14 protein-coding genes are annotated in these 12,276 nt (G+C 70.4%); 3 read left to right on the forward strand and 11 right to left on the reverse strand.

Annotated features, from left to right (window positions below; genetic code table 11):
* Window positions 1-23 precede the first annotated feature (23 nt).
* Window positions 24-968, forward strand: a complete 945-nt coding sequence (locus BM140_RS18370; RefSeq protein WP_091949775.1) for an alpha/beta fold hydrolase — start codon at window positions 24-26, stop codon at window positions 966-968.
* A gap of 269 nt (window positions 969-1,237) precedes the next feature.
* Here the strand turns inward: BM140_RS18370 and BM140_RS18375 are convergent, their stop codons facing one another.
* The 11 genes from BM140_RS18375 to BM140_RS18425 all read right to left on the reverse strand — a co-directional run bounded on the left by BM140_RS18375 (window position 1,238) and on the right by BM140_RS18425 (window position 10,896).
* Window positions 1,238-1,504, reverse strand: coding sequence for a flagellar biosynthetic protein FliQ (locus BM140_RS18375; protein WP_091949778.1), 267 nt, complete (start codon window positions 1,502-1,504; stop codon window positions 1,238-1,240).
* A 66-nt stretch (window positions 1,505-1,570) separates the two neighbouring features.
* Window positions 1,571-1,987 (reverse strand): flagellar hook assembly protein FlgD, encoded by a 417-nt coding sequence (flgD, locus tag BM140_RS18380; protein WP_091949780.1) that lies wholly within the window; start codon window positions 1,985-1,987, stop codon window positions 1,571-1,573.
* Entirely contained in the window at window positions 1,984-2,508 is a 525-nt protein-coding gene (flbT, locus tag BM140_RS18385) for a flagellar biosynthesis repressor FlbT (protein ID WP_091949815.1), read from the reverse strand. The genes flgD and flbT overlap by 4 nt, the downstream gene beginning before the upstream one ends.
* Window positions 2,509-2,561: 53 nt before the next feature.
* Window positions 2,562-2,912, reverse strand: coding sequence for a flagellar biosynthesis regulator FlaF (gene flaF / locus BM140_RS18390; RefSeq protein ID WP_091949782.1), 351 nt, complete (start codon window positions 2,910-2,912; stop codon window positions 2,562-2,564).
* 47 nt (window positions 2,913-2,959) lie between these two features.
* The gene (locus BM140_RS18395; protein WP_091949784.1) at window positions 2,960-3,994 is read right to left on the reverse strand and encodes a flagellar hook-associated family protein; all 1,035 of its coding nucleotides are present in this window, start codon (window positions 3,992-3,994) and stop codon (window positions 2,960-2,962) included.
* An 8-nt stretch (window positions 3,995-4,002) separates the two neighbouring features.
* Entirely contained in the window at window positions 4,003-5,472 is a 1,470-nt protein-coding gene (flgK, locus tag BM140_RS18400) for a flagellar hook-associated protein FlgK (RefSeq protein WP_091949786.1), read from the reverse strand.
* Window positions 5,473-5,598: 126 nt separating this feature from the next.
* Window positions 5,599-6,792 (reverse strand): flagellar hook protein FlgE, encoded by a 1,194-nt coding sequence (locus BM140_RS18405; protein WP_091949788.1) that lies wholly within the window; start codon window positions 6,790-6,792, stop codon window positions 5,599-5,601.
* A 91-nt stretch (window positions 6,793-6,883) separates the two neighbouring features.
* Complete coding sequence (fliI, locus tag BM140_RS18410) at window positions 6,884-8,221, reverse strand: flagellar protein export ATPase FliI (protein WP_091949790.1); 1,338 nt, start codon at window positions 8,219-8,221, stop codon at window positions 6,884-6,886.
* Between the two features lie 4 nt (window positions 8,222-8,225).
* Entirely contained in the window at window positions 8,226-8,951 is a 726-nt protein-coding gene (flgF, locus tag BM140_RS18415) for a flagellar basal-body rod protein FlgF (protein ID WP_091949793.1), read from the reverse strand.
* A gap of 9 nt (window positions 8,952-8,960) precedes the next feature.
* Window positions 8,961-10,184 carry a DUF1217 domain-containing protein gene (locus BM140_RS18420; protein ID WP_091949795.1) on the reverse strand — a complete coding sequence of 408 codons (1,224 nt, stop codon included), beginning with the start codon at window positions 10,182-10,184 and terminating at the stop codon, window positions 8,961-8,963.
* A gap of 118 nt (window positions 10,185-10,302) precedes the next feature.
* Complete coding sequence (locus BM140_RS18425) at window positions 10,303-10,896, reverse strand: hypothetical protein (protein WP_091949797.1); 594 nt, start codon at window positions 10,894-10,896, stop codon at window positions 10,303-10,305.
* Window positions 10,897-11,047: 151 nt separating this feature from the next.
* Between BM140_RS18425 and BM140_RS18430 the strand changes: the two genes are divergently transcribed.
* Both BM140_RS18430 and BM140_RS18435 read left to right on the forward strand, forming a co-directional pair.
* Window positions 11,048-11,317, forward strand: a complete 270-nt coding sequence (locus tag BM140_RS18430) for a PilZ domain-containing protein (protein WP_091949799.1) — start codon at window positions 11,048-11,050, stop codon at window positions 11,315-11,317.
* 503 nt (window positions 11,318-11,820) lie between these two features.
* A partial coding sequence (locus BM140_RS18435) for a flagellin N-terminal helical domain-containing protein (RefSeq protein ID WP_483127902.1) occupies window positions 11,821-12,276 on the forward strand: 456 nt, incomplete at its 3' end.

A 12,276-nucleotide genomic window follows, 5' to 3' on the forward strand; every position in this document is an offset into this window, starting at 1 on the left:
GTCAGACCGGACGGAGCGCGGACATGAATCAAGGACGTCGAACCCTGCTGCTCGGCGCGGCCGCCGGGGCTCTCCTGCCGCGCGGACAGGCCAGCGCCGATCCGGCTCGAGATCGAACGGACGCCGCATTGTTGCCCCCGGGCGGCACCCGCCACTTCGTCGCCGCGAACGGCGTCCGTCTGCATGCCGTCACGGCCGGGAGCGGCCCGCCGGTGGTCCTGCTGCACGGGTGGCCGCAGACGTGGTATGCGTGGCGCGACACGATGGAGCGGCTGTCCGACCGCTTCACCCTCATCGCGCCCGATCTGCGCGGCATAGGTCTCTCCGAGCGGACCGCGTCGGGTTACGAGAAGCGCACGCTCGCCGCCGATATCGCGGCGCTCATCGTCCAAAGAGCCGGGGGCCGGGCGCGCGTCGTCGGGCACGACATGGGCGGCAAGGTCGCCCTGGCTCTGGCCTACCTCCATCCCGAATGCGTGGAGCGGCTCGTCCTGGTCGATTGCGCGGTGCCCGGCACCGAAAGCGGCGACGCCTTGAACGGAGGCGCGTGGCATTACGGTTTCCACATGGCGCCCGGCTTCCCCGAAATGCTTACGCGGGGTCGCGAGCGCGACTACATCCGCGCGCAGATCAGGACATGGTCGCATCGCAAGGACGCGGTGACGGAAGCCGCGATCACGGAGCATGCCCGGCACTACGCGACGTCGGGCGGCATGACGGCCGGGTTCAATCTCTACCGGACTCTGCCGCAGGATGCCGAACTCATCGCGTCGTTCGGCGAGCGTAAGCTCGACATTCCCGTGCTGACGATCGGCGGTCGCTACAGCGTCGGGAATCGTCTCGCGGCCGCGATGCGCCCGCGCGCGACGAAGTTGGAAAGCGTGATCGCGCAGGAGAGCGGGCATTTCGTGCCCGAAGAGGAGCCGACGTTCTTCTGCGATCAGGTCGCCCGGTTCCTGTCGGCATAGGTCGGGCGCTACCGAGGGCGCTGGCGCACTTGCGAGCTCTCAAGGGGAACGCGAAACGGGAACCCTTGGCCCACCTTGGCCATTGAAAGCGGTGAACAGGCCGCACACGCATTGCGGCAAATCGGTGATCGCGCTCACGGCGGTTCCGAATTCGTGATATGGACCAAAGTCGAAGCTTTTGCCCTTCCCAAGGTCGAGGCTTTGAAGGGACCGGGCGGCTCAAGTCTCGACAGCTTTTCCGCCCGGTCCCGCCCTCTTTTTCAGCCGCCTCAGAATCCGGTCGCGATCTTGCCGTAGGTCATCTCGGCGAAGGCGTGGATCTGGCCGCCGACGAAGGTGCCGGTGACGAGCAGCACCAGCAGGATCGCGACGATCTTCGGCACGAAGGTGAGCGTCACCTCCTGAATCTGCGTCAGCGCCTGCACCAGCGCCACGACGATGCCGATCAGCATCGCGGCGCCCACGGAAGGACCGGCGCCGATCAGCACGGTCCAGATCGCCGCGCGGACCAGTTCGAGGGCGTCGACCTCGTTCATGAAGCGTCGGTCCGAAAGGGGGCCGCGGCTTCCAAAAAAGCCGAGGCGGAACGAGACTCTGGAGAATTAGCTGATCGAGAGGCCGGAGGCGAGGAGCATCTCCCGGCCGTCCTTGAGCTTGGCCACCGCGCCGTCGCTCGTCACCCGCACCGATTCGACGATGCCCGACACCGTGCCGTCGTCGGAGGTGATGGTGCGGCCGATGATGGCGTCGGCTTGGTCGAGGAAGCTCGCCGAGAGCAGCGAATCGAGCTTCTGGTTGGTCTTGGTCGCCTGTTCCACCTGCGAGAAGGTGGCGAGCTGGCCGACATACTCGGTGGAATCCATCGGCTTGGTCGGGTCCTGATTCTGCAGCTGGGCCATCAGCAGGGTCAGGAAGGTGTCGGCGTTCATCTTGGAGGCGACCGAGGTGGCCGCCTTGGCGGCCGCGCCGGTGGTGGAGGTGACGCCGGTGGTCGGGACCGTGGTGTTGACGACGCTCATGGGATCACCTTCGCCGCCATCGTGTCGGCCTTCGGGTCGGGGGAACGGGGCTGGCGCCGCGGGCGCTCCGCCGGGGAGCGGGGGGCGCGGGTGTCGGCAGGCGGCTCGGCGGTTTGGGCGAGGGGTGGGGCCTCGAGACCGGCGCCCTCGATCAGGGCCGATTCGGCGGCGTAGAGTCCGCGGATCACCTTGAGCGCCTCGTAGGGGCGCCCGGCATCGACGAGGCCGCTGGCCGCCTTCAGCCCGGCCAGGATCGCCGGCTCGTCGGTGGCGGCCAGGATTCCGTCCTGCAGAGTGCTGTAGACCGTGCGGGCGAGGTCGGCCTGGCCCGGCTCGATCAGCATGGTCTGGGCGGCGAAGTAGAGCTGGCGCAGCGGGGTCGTGGCCGCGTCGGGCTGAAGGACGTGGCCTTCAAGGAGGAAGGTCGCGTCGTTCATCAGCTCCAGCGAGACCTTGCGGTCGGCCCGCACCACGGCGCCGTTGATGTAGACGCGCTCGCCCGCCCTCAGGTTGAGGTGCATGGTGCGGGCGGTGGGCCTCTCCACCTTTGCGGCGTCGCGGGGCATGGCGTGCCTCACCGCAGCCCGTCGCGGATCGAGGCGTTCACCTCGATCAGCGCGGAAAGGCTGCGCTCGGGCGCGCTCAGGACTTCGCCGGCCTCGCGCATGGTCCAGATGCCGATCGAGACGAGATCGGAGCGCAGCCCCTCGGGCAGGCCGTTCTCGGGATCGAGCAGGTCGCGCACCAGCAGGTTCCACAGGTTCTGGACGTAGCCGACCGCCTCCGAGCGCTCGGCGACGGCCGCGGGGCCGCGCGCTTCGGCCGAGCGGAGCAGACCGATCGCCCGGTCGAAGGCCTCGCGCTCGCGCTCGCGGCCGAGATCGGGCGCATCCTCCAAGATCTCGGAATAGGACAGGCGGTACATCGGGGCCGATACTCCATGAATTCGGTCGAGATGTGAACAGAAACCGTTTAGGAAACGTAATTGATCAGACTCAGACGGCGCAGCTGCGAGGTCAGCCCGTAGGACATCTGGATCTGTGTCGTCAGCGCATCGACGCGAGATTTGGCTTCCACCGGATCGACGCCCTCCAGGGTGTTGATCCGGGCGGTGAACAACGCCGTCTGCTTCTCCATCCTGGCATTGGCCTCGGTGATCCGGCTCTGGCTGAGGCCGAGATCGGCCTGCATCTGCACGAGGCCGCGGCTGGCGCTGCCGAGGAGGTCGCTCATCCGCGCCGTCGCCACCGCCTGCGCGTCGGCCGAGAAGCCCGACAGGCCGATCCCGGAGCCGATCACGTAGGCCATGGCGAGGTCGCGCAGGGGCGCCGCGTTGGCCGAGGCCGAGGTGGTCGCGGTCTCGGTCAGCGAGATCCGGCTGTCGAGGGTGCGGTTCGAGGCCCCCGAAAACCGGCTCCAGCCGTTCTCGTCGAACAGGCTTGCGTGGAGGTTGTCGAGGAAGGCCGTCATCTGGCCGGCGGTAGCGTTCGCCGTGCCCGTGGGGAAGGCGGCCGCCAGCGCGGCCTGCACCGCCGTTTTGGCGGGAGAGGCGGGGCTGCCCTCGTAGGCGGTCAGCGGCGCGGCGCCCGTATCGGTCCCGCCGAACACGAACTGGCCGCCGACGCTGGTGTTGAGGGCGGCGGTCAGGGTCGAGAGCCGGGCCGCCGAGGTCGAGGCGATCGCCGCCGCGCGCTTGTCGGCGGGCAGGCCGGTCAGTTCCTTGAGCATCGCGTCGGCGTCGGACTGGACCGCCTTGAGCGCGGTCTGGCTCGCGTCGAGCCGGAGCGAGGCCGCGCTGTTGCTCTGGGTGAGGGCCGCCAGCACCGCGCTCTGGCGGCGCAGGCCGAAGGACTCGGCGACCCCGCCGCCCAGCGTCGCGCCGATATCGGCATGGCGCAGCGTGGCGATCTCGCGGGTGGCGTCGGCGAGCTCGCCCTGGAGCCGGGCGGCGCCGGTGCGCGGCGCGTTCCACAGGTTGAGGCTGGAGATGAAGCCGGTGGTCATCATGGCTGTCTTCACCGCACCACGTCGAGGAGGGTCTTGAGGAGGTCGTTGATGACCGAGATGACCTTGGCGGAGGCCGTGTAGGAGCGCTCCAGCTGGAGCGTCAGGGCGGTCTCGTCGTCACCGTTCACGCCCGCGACGTTCGACAGCGCCTCGTTGGCCCTCGACAGCAGCGTCTTCTGGTAGGAGGCCGTCTCCGAGGCGTCCTTGCGCTGGCCCTCGATCCAGCCCGCCGCATTCGCGGCGAAGTCGGCGAGGCTGAGCGCGGTGCCGAGCCCGAGACCCGGATCGAAGCTCTGGGTGGCGGTGAGGTTCGAGACCAGGGTGCGCAGACGCCCGGCGTAAGCGGCGTCGGTTCCGGCGGCGAGGTCGCGGTAATCGGTGCCGTTCATGCCGCCCGTGCGCAGCAGCGGCAGCTGGCCGCCCTGGCTCGGATCGACCGCGGCGTTGACCCGGATCCGCGCGGCGAGGCCGAGGCGGCCGGCGGCGGTGCCGTCGGGCAGCGTGGCGCTGCCGCCGGCGGTGAACAGGCCGGCGCGCGGGCCGCTGTCGACGCCGAGGGCGTCGGTCTCGGCGAAGGCGTCGATCAGGCCGCCCGCCATCGTATCGAGCTGCGCCTCGTAGGCCGGGGCGACGGTGTCGCGGAAGGCCGCGAGGCCGGCGAGCCGGCCCGAGGCGAGCGGCATCGGCGAATTGGGTCCGGTGACCTGCACGTTGTCGATCACGACCACCCCGCCCACGGTGCCGGCGGCGAAGGGGGTGGTCGGGGTGAAGCGCACGGAGCGCGCCCCGCGGTCGAAGAGCGGCACGCCGCTGTCGGTGTAGAGGGCGACGTCGCCGCCCTCGCGGGCGACCGCGGTGACGCCGATCTCGGCCGAGAGGGCGGTCAGCACGCGGTCGCGGTCGTCGAGGGCGTCGGTGGCGTCGGCGCCCGTGGCGAGGCCGCGCGTCACCGCGGCATTGGCGCGGTCGAACTGGCCGAGCAGATCGTTGATGCGGGCGACCGAGGCGGCCATGCCGGCATCGGCCTCGGCGCGGGCGGCATGGACCGCGTTCGACGCGTCGTTGAGGCTGCCGGCCAGCGCCTTGGCGGCCTCGACCGCGGCGCGGGCGAGATCGGTCGAATCCGGCTGGTTGGCGGCGGCCTGGAGCGCGGCCTCGAAGCCGGCGAAGCGGGCGGCGGGCGAAGTCGCGTCCTCGGTGTCGCCGACGGTGCGCGACAGCGTCGTAAGGCCGTTGAGCAGGGCGTCGCCGTAACCGGCCGACGAACTCGCCGACAGGGTACGGGCGTAGAGCGCCGCGTCGGTGGCGCGGGTGATGTTCACCACCGCGCCGCCGCTGCCAGTCGCCACCAGCGCGGCGATCTTGCGCGAATAGCCGGGATCGCTCGCCCCCGCGACGTTGCGCGCCGAGACCGCGATCTGGTTCGAGGAGGCGGCGAGCGAGGCGCGCGCCGTGTTGAGCGCGAGGGAGAGACCCATCGTCCGTGTCCAGCAGGTTCTTCGACAAGGCGGGCGCGCCGCGGGTCTCCGGCGGCGCGCCTGTTTTCGGTTGCCTCGATGGCGCGACGCCGGGTCTCGGCGATGGCGGCTTCGAGCGGAAGCGCCTCAGCGCTTCAGGTTCATCAGGGTTTCGAGCATCTCGTTGCCGGTCATGAACACCTTGGAATTGGCGGTGTAGACCGTCTGCGACTCGATCATCGTGGTCAGCTCGGTGCTGACATCGACGTTCGACTGCTCCAGCGCCCGCGACTTGATCGCGCCGCGGCCGTTCTCCCCGGCGAAGCCCACCTGGATGTCGCCGGAATCGTTGGAGGGGATGAAGACGTTGCCGGCCCGCGGGCTCAGGTTGTCCGGGCTCGCGACGTTGGCGAGCGGCACCTTGAAGGCGGCCTTGCGGGTGCCGTCGGCGAAGGTCGCGTAGACCGTGCCGTCGCTGCCGAAGGCCGTGCCGGTCACGGCGGTCGGGGCCGAGCCGTCGGCGGTGCCCGACAGCGCGGTGTTGCCCGACAGCTGGGTCATCGCCGACAGGTCGATCGTCATCGCGCGGCCGTTGGGGACGGTCAGCGTGGCCGAGCCGCCGCTGGCCACCTTGCCGTTGGCGTCGAAGGTGAGCGTCGTCGAGGCGAGCGTCGTTCCCGGGGCGGCCTGGTCGGCGAAGCTCACCGTCCACGTCGTGGCGCCGGTCTTCGTCATGGTGACGTCGAGGATCTTGGCCTGGCCGACATTGTCGAAGACCTTGAGCGAGCTCTTCTTCGAGACGGCACCGGTCGAGACCGGGGTCTCGAAGGAAAGATTGCCGTCGATGGTGCCGTTGAGCGTCGGGCGCGCCTGCTGGCCGAGGCTCGACACGTTGATCGGCTGCAGATCGGCGATGCCGTTGAGCACGGGGTTGGGCTCGCCGTTGGCGAGGCTGTAGCCCTGCAGGGTGAAGCCGCCCGCGTTGACGAGGTTGCCGGTCGGGCCGTCGACCACGAAGTTGCCGGCCCGCGTCAGGAACGGGGCACCGCCCGCGTCCTTCACCACGAAGAAGCCGTTGCCGCTGATGGCGAGGTCGCTGTCGGAGGTGGTGGAGGCGATCGGGCCGTCCTGGCCGACCGAGCGGCGGATCGTGGTCTCGACCGCACCCGAATTGTAGTCGCCGACCGCGTTGGATTCCACGAGCAGCGACGAGAATTCCGTCGATGTGCGCTTGTAGCCGGTGGTGCTGGCGTTCTGGATGTTCTCGGCCACGGTCGAAATACGGTTCGACTGGGCATTCATCCCGGAGACGCCGGTGCGGAGCACGCCGATGAGACTCATGAGGAGACCTCGTTGATTGTCGAATTGGGGCGCAGTGGACACGCGGTCGCTTGCGCGGGGCTGAGACGGAGGGTGGGAGACGGTTCGGCGCTCATCCCCGCAGGGATTGGGCGAGTTCGAGGAAGGCGTCGCGGCTCGGGGCCTGTCCGGGCTCCTGGCGCATCGCCTCGTAGATGCGCGGCACCAGGGTGATGGCCTGATCGAGCTCGGGGTCGGTGCCGGCGCGGTAGCCGCCCATGAGGCGCAGGTCCCGCGTCTCCTCGAAGCGGGCCATCATGCTCTTGAGCTTGCGCACCAGTTCGCGCTGGTCGCCGGTCCAGACCTCGCCGGCCAGCCGCGAGATCGAGCCGAGCAGGTCGATCGCCGGATAGCGGCCCTGCTCGGCGATGGCCCGGTCGAGGACGACGTGGCCGTCGAGCGTGCCGCGGATCGAGTCGGCCACCGGATCGTTGTGGTCGTCGCCATCGACCAGCACCGAGAAGATGCCGGTGATGGTCCCCGCGCCCTCGGCGCCGGGCCCCGCCCGCTCCAGCAGGCGCGGCAAGTCCGAAAAGACGCTCGGCGGGTAGCCGCGGGCCACCGCCGGCTCGCCGGCCGCGAGCGCCACGTCACGGGCGGCGTGGGCGTAGCGGGTCACCGAATCGACGATGAGCAGCACCGACTCGCCGCGGTCGCGGAAGGATTCGGCCACCGCCAGCGCCACCTTCGGGGCCTGGCGCCGCATCATCGGGCTCTCGTCGCCGGTGGAGACGACGATGACGGCGCGCTCCCGCGCGGCGGCGATCGGGCCCTCGAGGAACTCGCGCACCTCGCGCCCGCGCTCGCCCACCAAAGCCACCACGACGCTGTCGAAGCCTTGCGCGCCGGCGAGCATGGCCAGCAGCGTCGACTTGCCGACGCCGGAGCCGGCGAAGATGCCGATGCGCTGGCCGGCGCAGAGCGGCGTGAACAGGTCCATCGCCCGGACCCCGGTCGGCAGGGGCTTGCGCACCCGGGCGCGGGTCATGGCGGCGGGCGGGTCGGCATCCAGGGGTACGTCGGCCGCCCCCTCTTGCAGGGGGCCGAGGCCGTCGGCAGGGCGCCCCAGCGCGTCGATGACGCGGCCCTTCCAGGCGGGGGAGGGGCGAAGCCGGGCCGGGCCGATGCGGTGGGCGCGGGCGCCGATGCCGACATCGATCCGGCTCTCGAACGGCTTCACCGTCGCGCCGCTGCCGTCGATGCGCACCACCTCGCCGATCTGAGTGCGGCCGTCGGCGGTGAAGCCCATGCGGTCGCCGAGCCGCACGAAGGCGGAGACGCCGCCGACGCGGGCGGCGCTCGCGGTGATCTCGCGCACCGGCCCGCCGACCCGCATCACGGCGAGGTCGCGGCGGCCGGCCTCCATGGCGCGCGCCAGGCGCTCGATGGCGTTCGTCTTCGGCTCGGCCATCGGATCAGCCCTGCGGCCCCAGCGTCTTGATCGCTTCGGAGAGCGTGTTTTCCGATTGCGAGGTCTGGGTCGCGGCGCTCTCGAAGGCGCGCTGGATCGCGATGAGCCGCGTCATCTCCATGATCGGATTGACGTTGGCGCCCTCGACATAGCCCTGAGCGATGCCGAGGCGGGTGAAGTCCTGTACGGCGCGGGCCGGAAGGCTCGACGACACCGTGTTGTCGGTCGCGCGCGAGAGCGCCGCCTTCGGATCGATCGTGAACAGGCCGATGGCGCCGACCTGCTGGCGGTTCTGGTAGATGCTGCCGTCGCGCCCGATCGTCGGCGGGCCGGCCTGCGGGTCGAGGGTGACCGGGCCGCCGCCGGGATCGACGATCGCCTTGCCGGTCAGCGTGCGCAGCTGCCCGTTGGCATCCATCGTGAGGCGCCCGTCGCGGGTATAGAGCGTTCCCTTCGGGCCCGTGACGCCGAACCACGCATCGCCCTGCACCGCCAGATCGAGGGGCGAGTCGGTCTTGGTGGTCGGGCCGGCGACCCGCGAGATCGTGTTGGTGCCGGGGCCGACGAAGGCGACCTCGCCGCGGGTCGAGCGGCCGAGCAGTTCGGAGAACTTGATCTCCTCGGCGCGGTAGCCCGCCGTCGCCATGTTGGCGACGTTGTTGGCGGTGGTGGTCAGCCGCTTCTCCAGCGCGATTTGGCTGGAGAGCGAGACGTAGAGGCTCGGCTGCATCGGTCTGCCTCAGGAGAACAGCGCCAGCACGGGCGCGCTCTGAGTGTTGTTCTGCGAATCCCAGATCGCCGCGAAGCGCCGCACGAAGGCGTCGAGCTTGGCGGGGTCCTGGAAGCTCGGGATGTCGATCTTGGAGGAGATCAGCCGCACCCGCCGGGCCAGCGCCTCGCTGGTGGCCGCGCCGCTGGTGGCGGGCAGGCCGATCACCGTGTTGGCGACTTGGCTCAGTGCCGGATCGCCCAGGATGTCGTAGGCGCTGCTGATCGTGGGCGCCTTGCGGGCGAAATAGAGGGCGAGGCGCACGCCCGTGTCCTCGACACCCGCCTCGCTCTCCAACGCCTGGCGCAGATAGGCGTCGGTGACGGTGCGGGCCGAGGCGTCGGGGCCGAGGCCGGTGCCGAAGCCGACATTGACCGCGACCTTGTCCTCGCCCGTCAGCGGGACGTTCCGGATCGACAGGGTGCGGGCCTTGCCGCCCGCATAGACGGTCACGTCGGCGTTCCGGCCGGTACCGCCCACCGCGCCGTCCGCACCGAGGCTGTCATAGGCGGTGGTCTCGAAGAACAGGGAATTGCCCACGCCCACGCCGACCTGGACCTTGCCCTTGAGGCCGGTCTCGCCCGTGATCTCGTCCTCGCCCGAGGCGGTGATCTGCGCGTTGATCGCCTTCGCGATCTCCTCGGCGGTGACCTTCGTGACATCGGCGGCGAGGCCGGCGAGCGTCTCGGCGTTCAGCGTCACCGTGACCGACTTCGTGGTGGTCGCGTCGATCCGGGATTCGATGAGGAAGCGGGCCTCGTTCGCACCGCTGAAATCCGTGGTCGCGGCGAGCGCGGCGGGGGCGGTGATGCCGGCCCGTCCCCCGGCCTTGCCGAAGCTCTCCGGGTCGGTGCCCGCGGCCGAGACGGTGGCGGCGAAGTTGAAGGCGCGGGCGAAGGCGACGTAGCGCTCGTCCGCCAGCCGGTTGGCGAAGCTCGCGGCGCTGCCCGTGCCCTCCGTCAGGACCTTGCGCATGAAGGCCTTGGCGTAGGTCATGTCCTCCAGGCCGTAGGCCTTCATGGCATAGGTGTAGAGGCGCCGGTCCGCCATCAGGTCGTCGACCGTCTTCACCTTGCTGATATTCGCCTCGTAATAGGCGGTCTCGCGCGCGAGCGCCGGGTCGGCCGCCTTCCGCTTGAGGGAGGCGCTGAGGTCCTTGGCGATCAGCCGGTAGCTCGTGAGGGTGTCGGTCACGGGCGGACTTTCAAGCAGGATGCCGGGGCGACCCCGGTCGTCCGCGGGCCTTGCTGCATCGTCGGCTCTAGCGGGGGACGCTTGTCCCAGGCTTGTCCGGCGAGGGGGCTAGCGCGGTTCACAGCGTCTGCGGCCCGATGATCGTCTCGGTGGTGATCACCACCCAGCCGGCGCCGGTGCGGCGGATCGACAGGACACGGCCGGCGCCGGGCAGCATGCTGCCGAGCACCACCTGCCGCTGGCCGTCCGGCCCTTCGAGGGTCGCGACCCCGTCGGCGACCCGGCGCAGGGCGTAGCCGCCCGGCGACGGGGCGGCCGGACGCTCCACCGGGCCGGCGGCGGCCGGAGCCGCCGCGATCTGGACGGGCGCCGGCCTATCGGGCAGCGAGCCGGTGGTGACGGGATCGAGGTCGGCGCTGGCGAGGCGCCCGTCGGCCACCGTCTTCTTCCAGGCGAAGGGGAGGGCGATCTCGGGGAGCACGGCGCGCACGTCGTAGGCGCGCTCACCCGTGGCGATGCCGTAGCCGGCAAATCCGCTGACCGTGAAGGCGAGGAGCACGAGGCCGGCGAGCAGCCCCCGCTCCACCGCCGCCTCGCGGGCGCGCCGGGCGGCGATCAGGCTGGCGAAGGACCGTTCCGCGGGCGGGGCGACCGGCCGGGCCGTGGGCCGGGCCATCGTGCGGGGGGCGGGTCGCCGGGTCTGTGTGGTCATGTCCGTCTCGCCGGCCGGCGCCCGCGAACGCGGGATCGTACCGGTTCACGAACCGTGAACGGACATGGTTACCGAAGTCTTAACACCTCCTCCCTCGGTGACAGGCGGGCGGACGCCTGTATAACCGCCGCGACGGGAGCCCGAGACGACGATGGCCGAGACGAAGGACGGGGCTCCGGTGGAACGCGCGGGCAAGCGCCACCGCGTCGTCCAGCAGGGCCGCATCGTGCTCGGCCCCGAGCGGCTGGTGGGCTGCGTGGTCCGCGACCTGTCCCGCACCGGGGCCAAGCTCCGGGTCGATCCGGAGGTCGCCCTGCCCGAGACCTTTTCCCTCGTCATTGCCGCCCACGACCTGCGCACGCTGACGGTGCGCCTGCGCTGGCGCCGGGGGGATTTCGCGGGCGTGACGTTCGAGGGATGAGGCGGCTTCCGGCGCGGACGCGCAGACAGGCCGGGATGTTGCGTGCCGGCTGTTCCTCCCTGGCACATCCGGCCGCGGGTGCCACCGCTCGGCAAGACAAGAGTTAACGCTTTCCCCAACAGCGCCAGACTTTCCGACGCCGGACAGGCCGAAGACCCAGTCTCCGGCGATGATCTGTCCGATTGTGGAACAGCCCCGGCGGGACAGAGCCGGCCTCGTCTGCTTAATCGCTTCGTAACACGATACCGTCATTCTCACGACATCGAGAAGAGGCGCCGCGAAAACGGTGACTTCATCCGAGAACAGGCCGGCGGGTGGGTCTCTTCGAGGCTCATGGACATGATGTCCGTCCCGCCGATCCGGTGCGAGTCCGGAGGTGTGATGCGCGGTGCGGACGGGTCTCGTGAGGCTCGCCACGGCTCTGGTCGGAGCCGCAGACGCCGCACCGGTGTGAGCCCGGTTCCACGAACCCTCCCTGTCCTTCTTTTGCCGGAAGTCTCTCCGTGACCAGCCTGCTGACCAACATCTCCGCCATGACGGCGTTGACGACCCTCAAGGGCATCAACAGCCAGCTCGACGCGACCTCGAACCGCGTCTCGACCGGCCAGCGCGTCTCGGCCGCCTCGGACAACGCCGCCTACTGGTCGATCGCCACCACGGTGCGCACCGACAACGCCTCGCTGTCGGCCGTGAAGGACTCCCTCGGCCTCGGCTCCTCGGCGGTCGACACCGCCTATAACGGCCTGAACTCGGTCCTGTCCGACCTGCAGAACATGCGCGCCAAGCTGCAGACCGCGCTGCAGCCGGGCGTGGACCGCGCCAAGGTCCAGACCGAGATCAAGGCGATCCAGGACAAGATGCGCTCGACCGCAGATTCCTCGACCTCCTCGGGCCAGAACTGGCTCTCGGTCGATTCCTCGGCCACCAACACCGCCTACCAGGCGACCCAGAACGTGGTC

The sequence above is a fragment of the Methylorubrum salsuginis genome (assembly GCF_900114375.1).
Classification (GTDB): Bacteria; Pseudomonadota; Alphaproteobacteria; order Rhizobiales; family Beijerinckiaceae; genus Methylobacterium; species Methylobacterium salsuginis.

Excerpts from the sequence above, each read along its gene's own strand:
- BM140_RS18370 (WP_091949775.1), top strand. The coding sequence starts at position 24 with ATGAATCAAGGACGTCGAACCCTGCTGCTCGGCGCGGCCGCCGGGGCT.
- BM140_RS18375 (WP_091949778.1), bottom strand. The coding sequence starts at position 1,504 with ATGAACGAGGTCGACGCCCTCGAACTGGTCCGCGCGGCGATCTGGACC.
- flgD (WP_091949780.1), bottom strand. The coding sequence starts at position 1,987 with ATGAGCGTCGTCAACACCACGGTCCCGACCACCGGCGTCACCTCCACC.
- flbT (WP_091949815.1), bottom strand. The coding sequence starts at position 2,508 with ATGCACCTCAACCTGAGGGCGGGCGAGCGCGTCTACATCAACGGCGCC.
- flaF (WP_091949782.1), bottom strand. The coding sequence starts at position 2,912 with ATGTACCGCCTGTCCTATTCCGAGATCTTGGAGGATGCGCCCGATCTC.
- BM140_RS18395 (WP_091949784.1), bottom strand. The coding sequence starts at position 3,994 with ATGATGACCACCGGCTTCATCTCCAGCCTCAACCTGTGGAACGCGCCG.
- flgK (WP_091949786.1), bottom strand. The coding sequence starts at position 5,472 with ATGGGTCTCTCCCTCGCGCTCAACACGGCGCGCGCCTCGCTCGCCGCC.
- BM140_RS18405 (WP_091949788.1), bottom strand. The coding sequence starts at position 6,792 with ATGAGTCTCATCGGCGTGCTCCGCACCGGCGTCTCCGGGATGAATGCC.
- fliI (WP_091949790.1), bottom strand. The coding sequence starts at position 8,221 with ATGGCCGAGCCGAAGACGAACGCCATCGAGCGCCTGGCGCGCGCCATG.
- flgF (WP_091949793.1), bottom strand. The coding sequence starts at position 8,951 with ATGCAGCCGAGCCTCTACGTCTCGCTCTCCAGCCAAATCGCGCTGGAG.
- BM140_RS18425 (WP_091949797.1), bottom strand. The coding sequence starts at position 10,896 with ATGACCACACAGACCCGGCGACCCGCCCCCCGCACGATGGCCCGGCCC.
- BM140_RS18430 (WP_091949799.1), top strand. The coding sequence starts at position 11,048 with ATGGCCGAGACGAAGGACGGGGCTCCGGTGGAACGCGCGGGCAAGCGC.